The following is an 18,355-nucleotide window of genomic DNA, read 5'->3' on the forward strand; positions in this document are numbered from 1 at the left end:
GGTGGTGCCGGTCGTGGTGTCGGCTACCCCAGGTTCTCCGCGACGTGGACGAGTTCCTCGTCCGAGAGGCGTGGAGGGCCGCCGGTGGTGACCACGAAGGTGTACGTCCCGTCCGACCACGTCACCGAACGGGGCCCTCCGTTGGGGTCCGTCGGCGTGATGGTCGCGGGGTGGCCCTTGACGCTGGTGGCCCGGCCGGCCGGTGGTGCGCTGCCGCGGAGGGTCTGGCTGATGATCAGGGACCCCTGTTCCGGACCGGTTCCGAGCCGGTATCCGCCGGCCCAGGCCGGGGTGTCGGTCGGGAGCGGGGCCAGGCCGGGCAGGTGGACCATCCTGCCCGCGGGGTAGGGGTAGTAGTTCTCCGGCAGGAACGCGGGCCGCCGGAGGTCGCGTTCGTCGAAGTGGACGGCGGGCTTGCCGGTGGCGTCGTTCAGGGCCCTGGTTCCGAGCGGTTCGTTCAGGTGGGCCGTGATCCGTCCGAGGCCGCCCAGGTCGCAGCCCCTCGGGTCGACCGTGTGTCGCAGGGAGAGTTTCACCGCGCCGGCGGTCTCGCGGGCCACGAGCTCGGGTTGTTTCTCGCAGCCCCAGCCGATGTCGAGCGTCAGGGTGCGGCCGTCGGAGCCGACCAGCAGCGGGTGGCCGGCCACGGGGCCTTCGTGGACCTCGGTGCCGGGGCCCCGGTTCAGCCAGGCGTTGATCGCGAAGCCGCCACCGAGAACGGCTACGGCCGCTACGGCGGTCAAGCGATTCCGTCGTCCGCGCTTCGACGTTCGGACGGTGCGTTCCGTCACAGGCCCTCCCCGGTGGTCGCGGCCATGCTTGTGGCACGGCGGGTGCGAAGTCAAAGAACGAGGCGGCCGGCGGGCGCCGCCGGAGGGCTACCAGGGCAGGGGCCCGCCGCGTCGAAACAGCCGCCGGTGGTAGACGGTGTGACCGGCGGCGATCAGGCGGCGGGCAGCCTCGTGGCCAAGTCCCTTGTCGGCCCCGGTGATCAGGGTTGTCGTCATGGAGTTCAGCGTCTCCTGGATCAGCGCGGTCTGCCAGTGCTTTTCGGCACATGGGGCGCTGGTGGCGGCGGCCGTTCGGCGCCCCGCCGATCGACGGGGGCGCCGCCCCCGTCGATCGGCGGTATCGATGCGTCGTGTGCGAGTGGAACGATCTGAGCGGTCATCAGTTGCGGGATGGCCGAGCCGCCCTCGGCCTTCACCGGCGGGGCGGCCGGCTTCCGGGGGGAAGAGCCGCAGGAACCGGGGGGACCACGCGGCAGGTGTTTCGGCCTGCCCGCGTGCGTCGACGCGTCGGCCGGCGATCGACCACTCACGTGCGAACCGACGCGGACGACGCGAACGGTGCGGTGCGGGCGACGGATCAGCAAGGGCCCTGTGCGGGCCGTGGGCTGACCGGTCGTCGGCCCGCACGATCGCGCCGCCCCGAGGCAGCGCGCGCTCCTGGTGCTCCCGCCCGGACGCCGGGCGGCTCATCTTGCGGCCACCATCAGGAGAACAGCCACTCCCATGCAGACCAGATTACCGATCCGCTCACGCCGGGCGCGCCGCGCCGTGGCCAGGGCACTGGGCGTCACCGCGATAGCCACCGCGATGTCCCTGGTGACCTCCGCGGCGCACGCGGCGCCCGTCCGCTCCGCCGCCCCGGCCGACGTGCCCGCGGCGCCCGCCTTCGCGGTCAACGGCGAGGTCGCCCACTACGACTACGAGTGGAGCGACGAGAAGACCGCGCCGAACCTCATCGACGGCGGTCCGCGCGCCGTCCACCACAACGGCGCCCACGCCGGACCCGGGACCGACAACGAGGTCATCTGGGGGATCCCCGGACACACCGTCCGCTCGCTCCGGCTGGACGGCACCAACCAGTACGACTCCGTCCCGCTCACCGTGCCGACCGACCAGTCCTTCACGGTCTCCGCCTGGGTGCAGCTCAGCAAGAAGCCGGACGCCTCGTACGCGGTGGTCACCGAGGGCGGCAGCCGGGTCTCCGGCTTCTACCTGAAGGTGAATCCGGACGGCAAGCCGCTGTTCGGCATGCCGCGGGGCGACTCGGAGAACATCGGCTGGGACACCGCGGACGGCACCGTCGCACTGACCGACAAGAGCGGCTGGACCCACCTCACCGGCGAGTACGACGCCGCGGCCGGCGAGATCCGGCTGTTCGTCAACGGCGTCAAGGTCGCGACCGCCCCGCACACCGCCACCTGGAAGGCCACCGGCGAGCTGAACATCGGCCGCGGGATGTGGGCCGGCCAGCCGGGCGACCACCTCCCCGGGCGGATCGCCGACGTCCGGATCTGGCAGCGCGCGCTGTCGGACGTCGAGGCGTCGAACGTGGCGATCGCCGACAGCGTGATCCGCGACGACCGCTGCTCGCTGGCTGTCGCGCTGCACGCGGGCGGACCCAAGGTCAAGGCGCTGACCGCCAAGGCCCTGGCCGGCACGGTCGCCGACGTCCGCAACGCGGCGGTCAGCGGGTGGGGGTACGGGCCGATCGCGGCCGCCGCGGTGGACGACCAGCGCGACCAGCGCGCGATCCAGGACGCCGAGCTGGCCCGCGAGGGGGCCTGGACGGACATCACCAAGCCGTTCGCGGTCTCCGGCCCCGACTACATGTCCTTCCTGAACAAGCCCGGCTACGGCGCTCCGATCTGGGCCTTCCTGGGCGACGGCAAGCTCGTCGACCCGACGGGCCCGCCGAAGCCCTCCCAGGCCGCCCTGGACCGGGCGATCGCGATCTACCAGGAACGCCGGGCGGCGGCCGGTAACAACGGCGGGCCGAGCTGGTACGGGTTCTTCGTCAACGAGGACGTCCTCAAGCGCCTGTCGGCCTACCAGATCGCCCGGTTCATCCGGCTCGGCGGTCTGCCCACGGTCGCCCCGGCGAAGGACTCGGTGGAGTTCCGCACCGAGGTCGAGGACCTCAAGGCCCAGTGGGCCGGCTGCGACGCGAGCGACCCGCTCGACCCCCAGCACATCCTGAACGAGGTGGTGGCCACCGCCAGCGCCGAGTGGCAGGCCGAGCTGGGCGACCAGGCCAAGCAGCGCGGCGACATCGTCTCCGCCGACCTGACGGCCTACCAGAACCTGCGGACCGCCACCAGCGCGATGGTGGAGGCCCAGGGCCAGGCGTTCATCGTCAGCCGGATGCTGGTCTTCCAGAAGTACTGGCAGGGCAAGCCGTCGAACGACCCCAACTACCCGAAGCCGCAGACCTTCGCCAACGCCACCGCGGCGATGGCGAACGCCCGGAACGCGGTCAGCGCCCAGCTGGCGATCGCCCGACAGGCCGCGGCCTCCGCCAAGGCGCAGGCCGACCGGGCGACCGCCGCGCAGTCCGAGGCCGGGAAGATCGCCGAGTCCGGCGGCACCCCGTACGGCCGCGGACTGACCCACGCGCTGCAGTCGGCGCAGGTCACCAAGGCGTCGGCGGCGGCCGCGCAGACGGCGTCCAAGGCGATCGAGACCACCCTGAACGCGGTCGCCGCCGGCCAGGCCGACAGCGGTGCGCTCTACGCCCTGGCCGACACCCAGACCCACGCCACCCAGGCCGAGTTCCAGCGCGCCGTCGCCCAGGAGGCCGCGGACCAGGCCAAGGCCGCCGCCGCCGCCGCGGCCGCCCAGGCCGACCAGGCGGCCCAGGCCGCCGCCCGGGCCAAGGCCGACCGGGAGCGGGCACAGCAGGCCGAGCGGGACGCCAAGGCGGCCGCCGACGACGCGCACGCCAAGCGGGCCGTCGCCGAGCAGGAGCGGGCCAACGCGGCCGCCGCGCGGCAGAAGGCCGACGGCGAACGGGCCAAGGCGGCCGCCGCCGAGGCCGAAGCGACCATGAAGCGGGCTGCCGCGGCGGCCGCGCTGAGCGCCGCCGAGAGCGCCGGGAAGACCGCGGCGGACAAGGAGAGCGCCGCGAAGACGGCCGAGGCGCAGGCCTACCTCGCCCGGGACGCGGCCGCGGCAGCGGAGGCCCGCAAGGACGCCGCCACCGCCCGGCAGAAGGCCCTGGAGGCCGCCGCCGACGCGGCCGCCGGCAGCGCCGACGCCAAGGAGAGCCGACAGGCGGCGGACCAGGCGAAGGCCGCCGCCGCCGAGGCCACGACCGCGGCCGGTGGTGCCAGGGCCGCGGCCGACGCGGCCGGCCGCAGCGCGATCGCCGCCCGGGCGGCGGCCACCGAGGCGACCGGCGCGGCCCAGCGGGCCCGGGCCGCCTCGGACGCGGCCCAGGCCGACGTCGCCATCACCAGCGCGGCGGCCTCCACCGCGCACGCCGCGGCGGCGGACGCGATCGCCGCCTCCGAGCAGGCCGCGCAGAACGTCAAGAACGCGGCCGAGCAGGTGAAGGTGGCCGCTGCCGCCGCACTCAAGGCCGAACTGGCGCAGAAGGCGGCCCAGCTGCAGGCCGCCCAGGCCGCCGCCGACAGCGCCCGCGCCGCCGGCCGGGCCCACGCGGCCTCGCTCTCCGCGCTCGCCGCCCGGGACACCGCGGCCGCGGCGATCACGGCCGGGAACCAGGCGATCGCGCTCGGCACGCCGTACCGGGAGACCGACTCCGCGGCCGCGCTGGCCGTACTGGTCGGCCAGAGCGGCAAGACCCTGGCCCAGCAGCAGAACGACGCCGCCCAGGCCCGCGCGGACGAGGCGGCGAAGGCCGCCGCCACCGCGGCCGCGCTGGCGGCCAAGGCCGGCAGCGACGCCAAGGCGGCCGCCCAGGCCAGCGCGAACGCGGCGGCCGACACCACCAGGGCGCTCGCCTCGCTGCAGCAGGCGCGCGCCTCGGCCGCCCAGGCGGCGAACGAGGCCGCGGCGGCGAAGGTCGCCGAGACCAACACCGCGAAGTACGACGAGCAGGCCCACGTCGACGCGTTCGCCGCGGCGGCCGCCTCGACCGACGCCGCGAACGAGGCCGGCGCCGCCCGGGCCGCAGCCACGGCGGCCGAGCAGGACGCCGCCACCGCGCGCAGCAGCGCGACCGCGGCGGAGGCCGACGCGGCCAGGGCCCGTGCCACCGCCGAGCAGGCGGACAAGGCGGCGACCGAGGCCGAGAAGGCCGCGGCCAACGCCCAGGGCGCCGCCCAGCAGGCCGACCAGTCGGCCCAGCGGGCCGAGGAGCAGCAGCGCAAGGACGAGCAGGCGGCGCAGGCGGCCCGGGCCGCCCAGGTGACGGCCGGTCCGGCCGACACCGGCCCGGACCTCAGCGGGAACGACGAGCAGCTGCTGCTGGCCCAGTGCGGTCAGAGCTGCGTCGACGAGTTCCGCAAGGCCAAGGCGGATGCCGCCAAGGACGTCCTCGACTGGGTGAAGGAGAACGGCGGGGAGATCCTGCTCGACGTGCTCGGGGTCACCGACGCCAAGAAGTGCTTCACCGAGGGGGACGTCGAGGGCTGCCTGTGGACGGCGCTCAACGTGGCGAGCCTGGTGGCCGTGGTCGGCAAGCTCCCGGCCGTCAGCAAGGCGGTCATCCGGATCGGCGAGGGCATCGGGAAGTTCTTCGAGGAGTCCGTGGCGGCCAAGCGGGCCATCGACCGCCTGCGCAAGGTGATCGAGGACGCCAGGAAGGCCGCCGACGGGGAGTGCGTGCTGGAGCTGGCCGCCGAGGGTGCCTCCGGTGTGGTCTCCGCCGCGTTCGTCCGTCCCGAGGGCGCACCGGCCGGCGGCCTGCGGCTCGCCGCGGGGAAGAAGAGGTTCTGCGGCATCAAGCGGGCAGCGGTGCTGCACGACGACTTCTGCGCCAAGGGTTCGCACATCAACCTGCTGAACGGCGCCGAGGTGGCCCTGCGGCCCGACGAGAAGGGCAGCATCCGGGGCATCGTCGGGCGGCCCGCGCCGCGGGACGCCACCCAGGCGGAGATCGACGCGGTGATCGACATCATCAAGTCCGACAAGTCGCTGCGGGAGGAGATCAAGTCGGTGGCGAGGGACGCCATGCGCATCTTCAACACCCCGGGCAATCAGCCCGGCACCTGGGGCGGCGGTTGGAGCTGCTCCACCAACCGTGCGCTGGAACTGAAGTTCCTGATCGACGCGCTGGAGCGGATGGGCTGACGGTGCGGTGATCGGGATGTGCCGACCAGAGTGTCAGGATGTGCTGATCAGGGTGTGTTGATCAGGATGTGTTGATCGGGGTGCGGTGCGGCCTTCCCTCCGGGGCGGGCCGCACCGCACTCGATTTCTCCCGACACTTCGCTGTGCCATCATGAACACATGGAATTTCTCCGGGTGTTGACGGAATTCGGATCGGCCGCGAGGCTCGGCGGAATCCGACCGCTGGATGGTCTGGCCGACATCGTCGAACGGCTCGGACCGTTCGAGAAATCCGGCCGGATCAACCGGAGACGACGCTGGCCGCACTGGTTCGGGTACGGCGACGTCACCTTCGAATCCTGCCAGTGCCGGATCGTCAACCGCCTTTCGCTGCGCACCTGGTACGAGGCGGTCCGGATTCCGGCCGGCGCACCGGGGGAATTCCTTACCTTTCCGACCGGCGTCCGATTCGACCGGCTGGCCGACGCGTTCGCCGGAGCCGGCCTCGAATGGCGGGAACTGCACCGCTCGGACCGCGAGTTCGCCTTCGCCACGCAGGCCGCCGAACTCCCCGGAGTGAGTGTCGCCTTCACCTTCACGGCCGACGACCAACTGCTCTACAGCGTCCACGCCACCGAATCCGGCCACCTCTGCCACCCGCCCGTGCCCGGCACCCCGGACGACGGCTTCGGCCGCTGACGCCACGCGGCATCCGGTGCGGCCCCGATCGGGTGGGGTGCCCGGGATGGACCCTCCCACGGCGGGAGGGTCCACGATGGGCCCGTGCGAGACCAGGACGACCTCCTCACCATCGGGCGCTTCGCCCGCCTCTGCCGGCTGAGCGTGAAACAGCTCCGCCACTACGACGACACCGGCCTGCTGCCCCCGGCCAGGGTCGACCCCGCCACCGGGTACCGCTACTACGCCCCCGGGCAGGCGCGCGACGCGCTCACCGTCGCGCTGCTGCGTGAACTCGACGTGCCGCTCGCGGTGATCGCCGCGACGCTGGCGGCCGCCGAGCCGGAGCGGGCCCGCCTGCTGGGCGCCGAACGCGACCGGGTCGCCGAGCGGATCACCCGCGACCGGGCCCGCCTGGAGCTGCTGGAACGCCTTGCCGTCGGCGGCGGTCCGCCCGGGTACGAGATCGTCCTCGGACGGGAGCCGGAGCGGCGGCTCGTCGTCGTACGGGCGGTGGCCGGGCCGGGCGAGCTGGGGGAGCGGGTCGGCGCGTGCGTCGGCCGGCTGCTGGCGGGACTGCGGGGCGAGCCCTGGCGGCCCCCGCTGTGGGGGCTGTTCCCGCTGGACCTCGGCGAGGGCATGCGCACTGCGGTCGGCGCCGAAGCGGACGCGGCAGACGTGACGGAGAAGGGCGGCAGGTCCGACGGGCTGGAGCGCGAGCTGCTGCCCGGCGGCCCGGTGGTGGAGACGCTCCACCATGGCCCCTACTCCCAACTGCCGCTCGCCTACCACGCGTTGATGGCCGCCGTGCACGAGCGCGGACTGCGGCCGCTGGCACCGGTGCGGGAGGCGTACCTGGTCGGACCGGGGGAGGCCCCGGCGGAGGAGTGGACGACCCGGCTGGTGGTCCGGGTCGTCGAGGAGCGGACGGAGGAGGCGGCATGACGGAGCCGTGGGATGGCCGGCACTGCGAGACGACGGCGCTGGACGTGCTGCTGCGCCACGAGGGAGTCGAGCTGTCCGAGCCGATGCTGTTCGGACTCGGGGCCGGGCTGTCGTTCGTCTACTGGGACGGCAAGGGGATGGACTTCCCGTTCCTCGGCGGCCGGGTGAAGCCCTTCGAGCTGACCCGCGCCCTGGCCGCCCGGCTCGGGCTGCGGCTGGACGTCCGGGAGACCGCCTCGGCCGGCCGGGCCTGGCGCAACGTGGCGGCGGAGCTGGACGCCGGACGCCCGGTCGGGCTCCAACTGGACAGCTACCACCTGGAGTACTTCACCTCCCGGGTGCACTTCGGCGGGCACGTGGTCGCGATGCGCGGCTACGACGCGACCGACGCCCACCTGGTGGACACCGCGCAGCAGGGCGGCGCGGTCACCACCAGCCTGGCCTCGCTCGCGGCGGCGCGCGCCGAACGCGGCCCGATGACGGCCCGTCACCGCTCCTTCACGCTCACCCGGAACGGCGAACTCCCGCACCTGCGAGTCCTGGTGGCTCCGGCGATGGCGGACTGCGCGGCGGCGTTCCTGCACCCGCCGATCGCCAACCTCGGCCACCGCGGCATCGCCAAGGCCGCCGCCCTGGTGCCGGGCTGGCTGACCCGGGCGGACCGGCCCGGCGAGCAACTGCCGCAGGCCGCCCGGATGATGGAGCTGGCCGGGACGGGCGGCGCGCTGTTCCGTAACCTGTACCGGGACTTCCTCGCCGAGTCCGCCGAACTGCTCGGCGACGTCCGGGTGCGGGCCGCCCGCGACGGGTACGCCGAGGCCGCGGCGGGCTGGACGGAGGCGGCCCGGCTGATCGGCGCGGCGGGGGAGTCGGGGGACGCGGCGCCGCTGGAGCGGGCCGGCAGGCTGCTGGGCGAGCTGGCGCGGATCGAGCGCGAGGCGATGGGGCGGCTGGCCCGCCTGGGCGGCTGAGCCCGGGCCCTACCGCCCTACCGCCCTACCGCCCTACCGTTCCTTCGTCCCGCCCGCTGTGCAGGGCGGCGCCGTAGGCGAGCAGGATGCTCAGCGCCGCGTAGTCCGAGCCGGGGCGGCGGACGGGCACGAACACCTCCAGCCGGTCCCCGTCGGTGCGGTAGCCCTTCTTCGTCGCGCGCGCCGACAGGGCCCGGCTGCCTACGTGCGCGGACAGCCCCTGTACGTCGAGCCGGACGCCGCTGCTCGGGTTCGCGGAGACGAGGGCGATCCGGGACCAGGCGACCGGCGCGGTGAAGGGGGCGAGCGTCATCCCTTCGGCGGTGAAGGTCAGGGCGCCCCAGCGGAACGAGCCGCCCGCGCCGAGCTCGTCCACGAGGCGTTGCGCACGGGCCTCGGCGACGGCCTGCGACGCGGTCGCCACGAAACGTTCGCCGGTGGTGGGGTACGGCCTCGAGATCATCCTCCAGAAGCCGCACTCCTCGCGGACCTTGATGTAGTCCAGGCCCCTGACCCGGATCCGGCCGCCCGTGTACGGCCGGATCACGGTCTTGAGCACGTCGTGCGAGTGCGCGAAGTTGATGTGGACGGACACCCGGGTCGACTCGACGGACGCGATCTCCTGCCACGTGTACCGCAGCGTGCGGCGCCCCGGCCGGCGCAGCTCGAAGCCGTGCTCGTACTCCCGGATCCGGATCCTGGCGTGCCGCACGCCCAGGGCGAGGGACAGCACGTCCGCCACGACCACCGCCCAGAACGCGAGGCGGAACGAGGAGTCCTCGTCGTCGTACTTGCCGACGAGGGTGCACATCACGATGAAGATGATGAGGAGCACGACGAACGCGCTCAGGGGCCTGCGCGCGTAGCCCCCCTGGTAGGTCCACACCCGCTGCCCCAGCCGCCCGGTCTGCTCCGACCCCGCTGCCGCGCCTGCCGACAACACACACCTCACTCGATCGCCCGATGCCGCGGTTGTCGAGTCTCGGGCGGGTTCGCGCGGCGGGGCAACGGGAGAACTACTCAATTCCCGTGCGTCCGTAAGATGGCGACCCATGGAATCGGAGGCAGCCACGGGGACTTTCGCCGGCCCGGACGTCGCACTGACGTCGTTGATCGGGCGGCGGGCGGAGACGGCCCGGATCGCCCGGTTGCTCTCCGGCGCGCGCCTGGTCACGCTCAGCGGAACCGGGGGCGTGGGCAAGACCCGGTTGGCGCTGCGCGTGGCGGCGGGCGCGGCGCGCTCCGCCTTCCCCGACGGCGTGTACGTGGCCGAACTCGCCGACCTGCGGGACCCGGAGCTGCTCGCCCCGAGCGTTCTCGGCACCCTCGACGCGGCGAACCCGGGCCGCCCCGGCGCCGATGCGACGACCGTCCTCGCCGCCCGGCTGCGCGAGCGGCGGGCCCTGTTGGTGCTGGACAACTGCGAGCACCTGATCGACGCGTGCGCCCGCCTCACCGCCACGCTGCTGCGGGCCGCGCCCGGGCTGCGGGTCCTGGCGACCAGCCGGCAGCCGCTCGGCATCGCGGGCGAACAGGTCTTCCCCGTGGAGCCCTTGCCGGTGCCGGACGCGGGCGCGGACGCCGGTACCGGCCACGGCCTGCGCGCCGTGAGCGGCAACCCGGCCGTCGCGCTGTTCACCGACCGGGCCGCCGCCGTGCTGCCCGGCTTCACCCTGACCAGGGCCGACGCCGCCGCCGTCGCCGAGCTCGTACGCCGCCTGGACGGGCTGCCCTTCGCGATCGAGCTGGCCGCCGCCCGCATCCGGAGCCTGACGCCGCAGGAGATCCTGGAGCGGCTCACCGACCGGTTCGCACTGCTCACCGGGGGCAGCAGCGTCGCCACCGACCGGCAGCGCACCCTGCGCGCGCTGATCGACTGGAGCCACGACCTGTGCACGGCGCGCGAACGGCTGCTCTGGGCACGCGCCTCGGTGTTCCGCGGCGGGTTCGACCTGGAGGGCCTCGAACAGGTCTGCGCGGACACCGAACTGCCGCCCGCCGCCCTGCTCGACGTCCTGGACGGCCTGGTGGCCAGGTCGATCGTCAACTGCCGCCAGGTGAACGGGCGTTCGCGCTACCACATGCTGGAGACGGTACGGGAGTACGGGTACGAGCGGCTGGCCGCGTCCGGCTCGCTCGACGCGCTGCGCGGCCGCCACCGGGACCGGTACGCCGAACTGACCGCACGAGCCGGGCGGGAGTGGTTCGGGCCCCGGCAGGTCGACTGGTTCACGCGGCTGCGCCTGGACCACCCGAACCTGCGCGCGGCCCTGGAGTACTGCCTGGAACGGCCCGGGCAGGCGCGGGCCGGTCTGGCCCTGGCCGTGTCGCCCCGGCACTACTGGATCACCGCGGGCCTGCTGCCCGAAGGGTGCCACTGGCTGTCACAGCTGCTCGCCGCCGACCGTGCCCACGGCGCGGGTGACGACGCCGGGCCGGACGCCGCCCACGGCGAGGGCGACGACGCCGGGCCGGACGCCGCCGTCCGCGTACAGGCCCTGGTCACCGAGACGTACCTGCGCATCCTGCGGGGCGACCCGGAGGACGAGGTCCGCCGCGCCCTCGCCGCCTGCGAGGCGGTGGCCGGCCGGGGCGGACACCGGCGGGAGTCGGCCTGGGTGCGGCACCACCACGGGATCCTCGCCGTCTGGCGGGAGGACTTCGCGAGCGCCGCCGAGCTGTTCGCGCGGGCGCACAGCGAGTTCCGCGCGCTCGGCTGTCTCGACGCGGCCCTCGAATGCCGGGTCAAGTTCGCCATCGCGAACGCCTACGGAGGCGAGTCCGCCGTGGCCGACGAGGCCTGCCGAGAGGTCGAGGAGGCCGCCCGCGCGCACGACGAGTCATGGCTGCGCGGCATGGCCCTGCTCGCCCGCGCCCTGCTGGCCCTGCGCGCCGACGCGCCCGCCGACGCGATCACGCACGCCAGGGCGGCCATCGCCCGGCTGCGCCCGTTCCAGGACTGGTGGGACGTGGCCATGTGCGTGGAGGTCATCGCGTGGAGCACCCGGGACGACCCGCGGCGCACCGCCCGGCTCCTGGGCGTGCTGCACCTGCTGTGGGAGTCGCTGGGCGGGCGACTCGGCGCGGCGCCGTTCATGCGCGCCCGGCACCTGCGCTTCGACGCCGCGGCGCGGGAGGCGCTGCCCGCCGCCGCCTTCGACCGGGAGTTCCGCCGCGGAGCGCGCGCCACCGTGGACGAGGCGATGGCCTACGTACTGGAGGACGCGGCCGGGGTGCCGGGACTGACGCGGCGCGAGAGCCAGATCGCGGAACTGGTCGCCGAAGGCCTCACCAACAAGGACATCGCGGCGCGCCTGACGATCGCGCAGCGCACCGCGGAGAACCACGTCGAACGCATCCTGGACAAGCTGGGGTTCGCCTCGCGCACCCAGCTCGCGGTGTGGACGTACGAGCAGCGCGACGAACCCGCCGGGAGCCGGCGGCGGTCAGGGCCCACGGAACGGGCGCCGGCGGACCCTGGGGCCGGCGCCGAGTCCTGACGCCGGCACCGGCCCGCCGTGGAGAATCACGTCATGCGCATTCTGATCGTCACGACCGGCTCCCGCGGAGACGTCGCCCCGTTCACCGGCCTGGGCCGACGCCTGGTGGACGCCGGGCACCGGGTCTCCGTGGCCGCCCATCCGACCTTCGCGACGCTGGTGGAGTCCTGCGGCCTGGAACACCGGCCGGTGCCGGGGGACCCGGAGGCGTTCATCCGTGACAGGGCCCGCGCGACGACCCCGGCGGAGACCCGCGCGGTGACGGCCGCGTTCGTGGACGGGCTCGCCGACGGCGTGGCGGACGCCGTGGCCGGCGGGGCCGACCTGCTGCTCACGGCCTTCGCCCCGTCGCCGTTCAGTCTGACGGCCGGGGAGGCCCACGGCGTGCCCGTCCTCGGCACGTACCTCACGCCCGCCTTCGCCACCGGGGAGTTCCCACTGCCCGGCCCCGGCGGCGGCGGGGACCTGGGACCGGAGGGCAACCTCGCCGCCGGGCAGGAGCGGCTGCGGAGCGCGGAGCGGCTGTTCTCGGGGGCCGTGGCCCGGCTGCGCGAGCGCCTCGGCCTTCCCGGTACGACCTCGCCGGAACCGCTCGGGCACACCCGTCCGGTCGTCCACGGCTACAGCCCCGTGCTGCTGCCGCGCCCGGCGGACTGGCCGGCCCCGGTCGAGGTGGCGGGCTTCTGGTGGCCCGCCCGGCCACAGGGCTGGCAGCCCCCGGCCGAACTGGTGGACTTCCTCAGGGCCGGTCCGGCGCCGGTGTTCATCGGGTTCGGCAGCATGGCGCCGGGGGAGGGCGCGCGGCTCGGTGAGCTGGTGACGGCGGCGGTGCGGCGGGCGGGTGTGCGCGCGGTGGTCCAGGCGGGCTGGGCCGGGCTGGAGGCGGCGGGCGACGGCGTCCTGTCCGTCGGCGACGTGCCCCATGACTGGCTGTTCCCCCGCACGGCCGCCGTCGTCCACCACGCCGGAGCGGGCACCACCGGCGCGGCGCTGCGCGCCGGAGTGCCCGCCGTACCGGTGCCCGTCATGGCCGACCAGCCGTTCTGGGCGGCGCGGCTGCACCGGCTGGGGGTCGCCCCGGAGCCCGTGCCGTTCGCGGAGCTCACCGCGGAACGCCTCGCCGCCGCGATCACGGCGGCCCTGGCCGAACCGGTCCGCCGCCGCGCGGCCGCCGTCGCCGGGCTCATGGCGGCTGAGGACGGCGCCGGGGCCGTCCTGTCCCACGTCGCCCGGATCGCCGACGGCCCCGGCCGCTGAGCCTCGCCGCCCGTTCTCGCCGGCCGCTCTTGCCGACCGAGCCGTGCAACCCCTTCCGCGGCGCGGGGGTGAGTAGGGCAGAGCGGCGGTCCGGTCGGGCCGTCGCGTGGACGCGAAGAGGAATCGGATGACCGCGAGCACATTGCACGTCCCACCGGAGGACCGGCCCCGGCCCGTCACGGCAACGGTGTCCGCCGACGGCCCCGGCCCGCGGGAGCCCGACTTCGAGGCGTTCGCCGCCACGCGCTGGCGGCGACTGGTGCGCACCGCCTACCTGCTCACCGGCGACCACCACGAGGCCGAGGACGTGGTGCAGGCGACGTTCGCGAAGGTCTTCAGGAACTGGTCCCGGATCAGCCGCCTGGACGAGCCGGACGCCTACGTCCACCGGGCCCTGGTGAACAACAACCTGAGCCGTCACCGGCGGCGCCGGGTCAGGCAACTGCTCGTGCCCGTCCTGCCCGACCGGGCGTCCACCGCGGGCGGCGGCCACCGCGAGGTCGAGGAGCGCTCGGTGCTGCTCCAGGCGCTGGCCGAACTGCCGCAGCGCCAGCGGGCCGTGGTCGTCCTGCGCTACTGGGAGGACATGAGCGAGCGCCAGGTCGCCGACGTGCTCGGCTGCTCGCAGGGCAACGTGAAGAGCCAGGCCAGCCGGGGCCTGGCGAAACTGCGCGCCCACCCGGCGCTGGCCCTGCACGCCCCGCAGGCCCTGCACGCACGGCGCGCGGCGGACACCGACTCGACGACCGACGGCACGAACGGAGGCAACAGGTGATGGACACCGAGGACATGGTGCGCGGCGCCCTGCGGGAGGAGGCGGCCCGGGTCGCGGTGGCGGACTGGTCCGCCGGGCCCGTGCGGGTCCACGTGCGCCGCCAGCGGCGCCGGCTGGCGATGGGTGCGTCGGCGGTGGTGGCCGCGCTCGCGGTGGTGGCCGGCACGGCCACGGTGCTGTCCGCTCAGTACGGGGGCACGGCCGTCGGTCCGGCCTCGCAGGCTCCCCGGCTGCCGGAGGGGCCGGCTCCCGAGGCCGTGGTGGTGGAGCCCGGCCAACAGCTGCCGTTGGGCCGCCAGGACTGGTGGATGCAGCTGAAGGACCAGGAGGTCTGCATCCACGACGCCCCCGCGTACGGAAGCCGTCCCGGGTGCGGCGGCTACTCCTGGGCGGGGGGCGCGACCGAGATCGCCATGCAGTACTACGGGAACCCTCCGCAGTACCAGGAGGCCCTGTACAACCTCGTCTACCACGGGCCCGGACAGGTGGCCCGGATGGCCGTCGAGGTGGGCGGCCGGTCGTACTGGGCCACCGTCGCCTCGCTCCCCGGCGACCCGGGCTACGCCACCGGCTACCTCTGGGGGCCCGGCGACGCGACTGCCCATGTTCGGGAGGCGGGCCCGCTCCAGGGCATCAGGATCGCCGCGTACGACGCCCAGGGGAGGGTGCTGGCGAGCAAGACGGTCTCGCCCTGAACCCGGCACGGGCAGCCCGCACCAGCGCCGTGCCGACCGGGGGTTAGCATCCACGTAGCCGCGACCCCACGGCTTCACGGCCTCGCGGCCCGGGCCACGCGGAACCGAGCGGAACTGAAAGGCGGAGACTGCCATGGGAGTTGAGATCCAGGTCGAGCCCCTGGGCGACCACGAGCACCTGGTTCGGGTCCGTGAGGGCGGCGTCGAGGCCGAGACCCGGATCCGGGTCACCGACGGCGTCCTCGACCTGCCGCAGGTCACCGGCGTGGACGAGACCAGGATCGTCCACGAGACGGTGGCCTTCCTCGTCGAGCGTCAGCCCGTCATCGACATCCCGCCGATGATCGACCTCGACGACCTCACGGACGCCTACGGCGCCCCTTATCTGGAGGACCTCGGCCGCCGCCTCGCCGCGCGGTAGGCCGGAGCGTCGTCCCGCCGCGCGGTGCCTCGCCGCGCGGCGGGACTCCAGAGGTCGGTCCGCGCCGCCAACGCGCCCGAGCTGCCGAGCAGTTCGGTCGCGCCCTGATCGGGCCGCCACGGCGCTGCGCCGGCCGGGCGCCAGGGGATGGGCCGGGTCTGCTACGTTCACCTGCACGAATGAACCAGTTCGGGCGCATAACTGTTCGATCGCGTTGCCGCCCCAGGGCTGGTTCGTCCGCGCACCACAGGTCGACGAGCAGGGGGACGGACAACCATGAACGCCTACGCGGACCCGGGCGGACCGGTCGGGCTCTACGGGCTCCCGCCGGCCGGGGCGCCGATCGCGCCGACCTTCGGCGTCAACCCCGCGGACCTGGACGCGGCGGCCAAGGCGGCCAAGGAGACCGCCGAGGCGATGCCGAACGAGCTCAAGACCATTCACGACCCCTCGGACAAGGCCGCCGCCGCCCTGTCCGGCTGGCGCGTCGGCGCCTCGCTGAAGAACTGCGCGACCGCGTGGGAGGAGTGCCTGAAGAACCTCGCCACCGAGGTCGACCAGGTCAGTCTGAAGCTGGGCCAGACCGCCGCCGGCTACCGCAACGCGGACAAGAACAGCGCCGCCTCCCTCAAGCCGCAGGCGGGTGGCTGATGGTCACCCTCGCCCAGCTGCGCGACGCCGACCTGTCCGGCCTCCAGCCGGCCGCCACCGCGTACGACACCCTCGCCGGCAACTTCGGCAAGCACGTCCAGACGATGCAGCACGAGGTCACCAAGCACATCCTCAACGCGAACTGGGTCGGCAACGCCGCCGGTGCCGCCAACGCCTCCCTGCAACGCACCAGCACCCGTCTGGACGCGGCGCACACCGAGATGTCGGCGGTCTCCGGGCTGCTGCGCGAGGCCTCGGAGAACTTCCTGCTGGCCCAGTCCGAGCTGAAGGTCGCGCTGCAGGAGGCGCAGAACCTGGGGCTGACCGTCGCCGACGACGGCGCCGTGTCCTGGCCCCCGCCGTCCCAGGCCGAGCGGAACGACCCGGGGTACAACGTCCCCGAACGGGCGAAGGCAGTCGCGAACCGGATATCCCACGCCGTCGGCATCGCCGACAACGCCGACCAGAAGGTCGCCAAACTGCTCGACGACCTGACCGCGCGGGCCCGCAACGGCACGGGGCTCGACGCCGACAAGGCCGCCGCCGATCTGAAGGCCGTCACCCAGCAGGGCATCGACCTGATGGCCGCCGGGTTCCCGCCCGCCGGCGCCCAGCCCACCGAGGTCAACTCCTGGTGGAAGGGGCTGGCACCCGACGAGCAGCAGCGGCTCATCGAGTCCCATCCGGACCTGCTGGGCATGCGCGACGGCATCCCGGCGGAGGCCCGGAACCAGGCCAACCGGCTCAACCTCGCCCACCTCATCACCGAGTACGAGCACAAGTCCGGGCTGACGGACGGCGAGAAGCAGAAGCTCGAGGGCTTCCGCGCGATCAGGGCGCGGCTGGAGTCCGGCAAGGACAAGCAGCCCCCCATGTTCCTGCTCGGCGTCAGCGAGGAGGGCCAGGGCCGCGGCATCCTCTGCTACGGCAACCCGGACACCGCGAAGAACGTCAGCGCGTACGTGCCGGGGCTGGGCACCACGCTCGCCGCCGTCGGCGGCAAGGACGGCGACCGCGCCCTGAACGTGTGGAACGCCGCGCACAACGCCGACCCCAACGCCGAGGTCGCGTCGATGGTCTGGCTCGGCTACGACCCGCCGCCGGGCCTGGAGAAGCTCGCCGACGGCGACCTGCGCCCGCTGGAGGTGATGGGGACCGACCGCGCGTCCAAGGGCGGGGCCTCCTACGACCGGTTCATGGCCGGCCTGCGCGCCACCCACGACGGGCCGCCCGCGCACCTGGTCGCCCTCGCCCACAGCTACGGCTCCACCACGGTGGGCCTGGGCGCGCAGATGCCCGGCGGCAACGGCGCCGACGACATCATCCTCGTCGGCTCTCCCGGCACGGGCGCGCAGAAGGCCTCGCAGCTGCACATCGCCCCCGAGCACGTGTGGGTCGGCGACGCGGAGAACGACCCGGTCAGCCACCTGCCGAGCAAGGACCGGGTCGCCAACGACGCCGCGGGCGTCGAGATCGGCACCGGACTCCTCGGCCCCGGCGGCGGTTCCCTGCTCGGCGGCTTCGTCGGTGACAAGCTGTACGACTGGTTCGGCCCCGAGAACGAGCTCTGGTTCGGCCAGGACCCGGCCAGCAAGCAGTTCGGCGCCAACCGCTTCGCGGTCGCCGACGGGCCGTCGCTCTCCTTCGACTCCCACTCCGACTACATGACCGACCCCAACGACGCCCAGTCGAAGACCCTGGAATCCGTCAACAACATCGGCCAGATCGTGGCCGGACAGTACGACCACGTCACGAGGCAGGACCACCGATGAACCGTTCCCCCCGCCCCGCCCTCGTCCTGGCGGTCGCCTGTGCCGTCCTCGCGTTCGGCGTCACCGCCTGCGCCAGCGGGGGCGGGGGCGGTACGGGCGGCGGCCGGAGCGGCGGCGGGACCCCCGGGCCGCTCATGGCGCCCGCGCAGGCCCTGCAGAAGGTCGACTCCCTGCTCGACGAGGTGACCTCGGGCGTGCAGCCGGCGCTGCGCTACCGGGACGCCTGGCCGGAGGCCACCGTGCAGTACTCCAAGGGCCTGGACGAGCACTCCCTCGGCTACGCCAAGGCCTCCCGCCAGCGCCACGTCATGACCAAGGTCGCCCCCGCCAAGTACGGCGCCCTGCTGGACGCGGTGCGCAACACCTGGCAGGCCAAGGGCTACCGGATCGAAGCCGGGCCCGCCAACCTCCAGGCCCTGTTCGCCACCACCGCCGAGGGCCACGGCGTGAGCATCACCATCCACCCCGCCGGGAACATCGACATCGGGGCGACCGTCAGCCCGATCCCGGTGCCGGAGGGCCAGGACCCGTTCGGCACCCCCACGCCCGAGCCGACCACGGCCGGCGGGGCCCCCGACGTCATGCCGACGTACGACGACCCGTACTGGTCCGTCTGATCGCCGGGTCCTTGGCCGTCCCGGGGCCGCCGTCCCGGGGCCACCGTCCC

General features: G+C 74.3%; 14 protein-coding genes and 1 pseudogene. 12 read left to right on the top strand and 3 right to left on the bottom strand.

What is annotated here, in order from left to right; all coding sequences use genetic code 11:
* Positions 1–23 precede the first annotated feature (23 nt).
* Together ACZ5OX_RS34335 and ACZ5OX_RS34340 are read right to left on the bottom strand one after the other, a co-directional pair.
* A complete protein-coding gene (locus ACZ5OX_RS34335; RefSeq protein ID WP_465635587.1) occupies positions 24–743 on the bottom strand; it encodes a hypothetical protein in 720 nt (239 codons plus the stop codon).
* Between the two features lie 177 nt (positions 744–920).
* Positions 921–1,007 (bottom strand): annotated as a pseudogene (locus tag ACZ5OX_RS34340) (short-chain dehydrogenase); the annotation flags it as partial.
* Between the two features lie 507 nt (positions 1,008–1,514).
* Between ACZ5OX_RS34340 and ACZ5OX_RS34345 the strand changes: the two are divergent.
* The 4 genes from ACZ5OX_RS34345 to ACZ5OX_RS34360 all read left to right on the top strand — a co-directional run bounded on the left by ACZ5OX_RS34345 (position 1,515) and on the right by ACZ5OX_RS34360 (position 8,617).
* Complete coding sequence (locus ACZ5OX_RS34345) at positions 1,515–6,044, top strand: LamG domain-containing protein (RefSeq protein ID WP_465635589.1); 4,530 nt, start codon at positions 1,515–1,517, stop codon at positions 6,042–6,044.
* A 159-nt stretch (positions 6,045–6,203) separates the two neighbouring features.
* Entirely contained in the window at positions 6,204–6,722 is a 519-nt protein-coding gene (locus ACZ5OX_RS34350; RefSeq protein ID WP_465635591.1) for a hypothetical protein, read from the top strand.
* A gap of 84 nt (positions 6,723–6,806) precedes the next feature.
* Entirely contained in the window at positions 6,807–7,646 is an 840-nt protein-coding gene (locus tag ACZ5OX_RS34355) for a MerR family transcriptional regulator (protein ID WP_465635593.1), read from the top strand.
* Entirely contained in the window at positions 7,643–8,617 is a 975-nt protein-coding gene (locus ACZ5OX_RS34360; RefSeq protein WP_465635594.1) for a BtrH N-terminal domain-containing protein, read from the top strand. Before ACZ5OX_RS34355 ends, ACZ5OX_RS34360 begins: the two co-directional genes overlap by 4 nt.
* A gap of 25 nt (positions 8,618–8,642) precedes the next feature.
* On the opposite strand, the gene ACZ5OX_RS34365 is transcribed toward ACZ5OX_RS34360, so the two are convergent.
* A complete protein-coding gene (locus ACZ5OX_RS34365; protein ID WP_465635596.1) occupies positions 8,643–9,452 on the bottom strand; it encodes a hypothetical protein in 810 nt (269 codons plus the stop codon).
* Positions 9,453–9,669: 217 nt separating this feature from the next.
* Here ACZ5OX_RS34365 and ACZ5OX_RS34370 point away from each other — a divergent pair, with 217 nt between their 5' ends.
* From ACZ5OX_RS34370 to ACZ5OX_RS34405, 8 genes are all read left to right on the top strand, one after another.
* Positions 9,670–12,117, top strand: a complete 2,448-nt coding sequence (locus tag ACZ5OX_RS34370; RefSeq protein ID WP_465635598.1) for an ATP-binding protein — start codon at positions 9,670–9,672, stop codon at positions 12,115–12,117.
* 33 nt (positions 12,118–12,150) lie between these two features.
* On the top strand, positions 12,151–13,374 hold the full coding sequence (locus ACZ5OX_RS34375) for a glycosyltransferase (RefSeq protein WP_465635600.1): 1,224 nt from the start codon (positions 12,151–12,153) through the stop codon (positions 13,372–13,374).
* Between the two features lie 127 nt (positions 13,375–13,501).
* A complete protein-coding gene (locus tag ACZ5OX_RS34380; protein ID WP_465635602.1) occupies positions 13,502–14,149 on the top strand; it encodes a SigE family RNA polymerase sigma factor in 648 nt (215 codons plus the stop codon).
* A complete protein-coding gene (locus ACZ5OX_RS34385; RefSeq protein ID WP_465635603.1) occupies positions 14,146–14,844 on the top strand; it encodes a hypothetical protein in 699 nt (232 codons plus the stop codon). The genes ACZ5OX_RS34380 and ACZ5OX_RS34385 overlap by 4 nt, the downstream gene beginning before the upstream one ends.
* A gap of 133 nt (positions 14,845–14,977) precedes the next feature.
* Positions 14,978–15,265 carry a hypothetical protein gene (locus tag ACZ5OX_RS34390; protein ID WP_465635605.1) on the top strand — a complete coding sequence of 96 codons (288 nt, stop codon included), beginning with the start codon at positions 14,978–14,980 and terminating at the stop codon, positions 15,263–15,265.
* A 276-nt stretch (positions 15,266–15,541) separates the two neighbouring features.
* Positions 15,542–15,916: a type VII secretion target gene (locus ACZ5OX_RS34395; protein WP_392870403.1), complete on the top strand. Its 375-nt coding sequence runs from the start codon at positions 15,542–15,544 to the stop codon at positions 15,914–15,916.
* Complete coding sequence (locus tag ACZ5OX_RS34400; RefSeq protein ID WP_465635607.1) at positions 15,916–17,688, top strand: alpha/beta hydrolase; 1,773 nt, start codon at positions 15,916–15,918, stop codon at positions 17,686–17,688. The genes ACZ5OX_RS34395 and ACZ5OX_RS34400 overlap by 1 nt, the downstream gene beginning before the upstream one ends.
* Complete coding sequence (locus tag ACZ5OX_RS34405) at positions 17,685–18,305, top strand: hypothetical protein (protein WP_465635609.1); 621 nt, start codon at positions 17,685–17,687, stop codon at positions 18,303–18,305. Before ACZ5OX_RS34400 ends, ACZ5OX_RS34405 begins: the two co-directional genes overlap by 4 nt.
* Positions 18,306–18,355 lie beyond the last annotated feature (50 nt).

The organism is Kitasatospora sp. NPDC032121 (genome assembly GCF_055580145.1).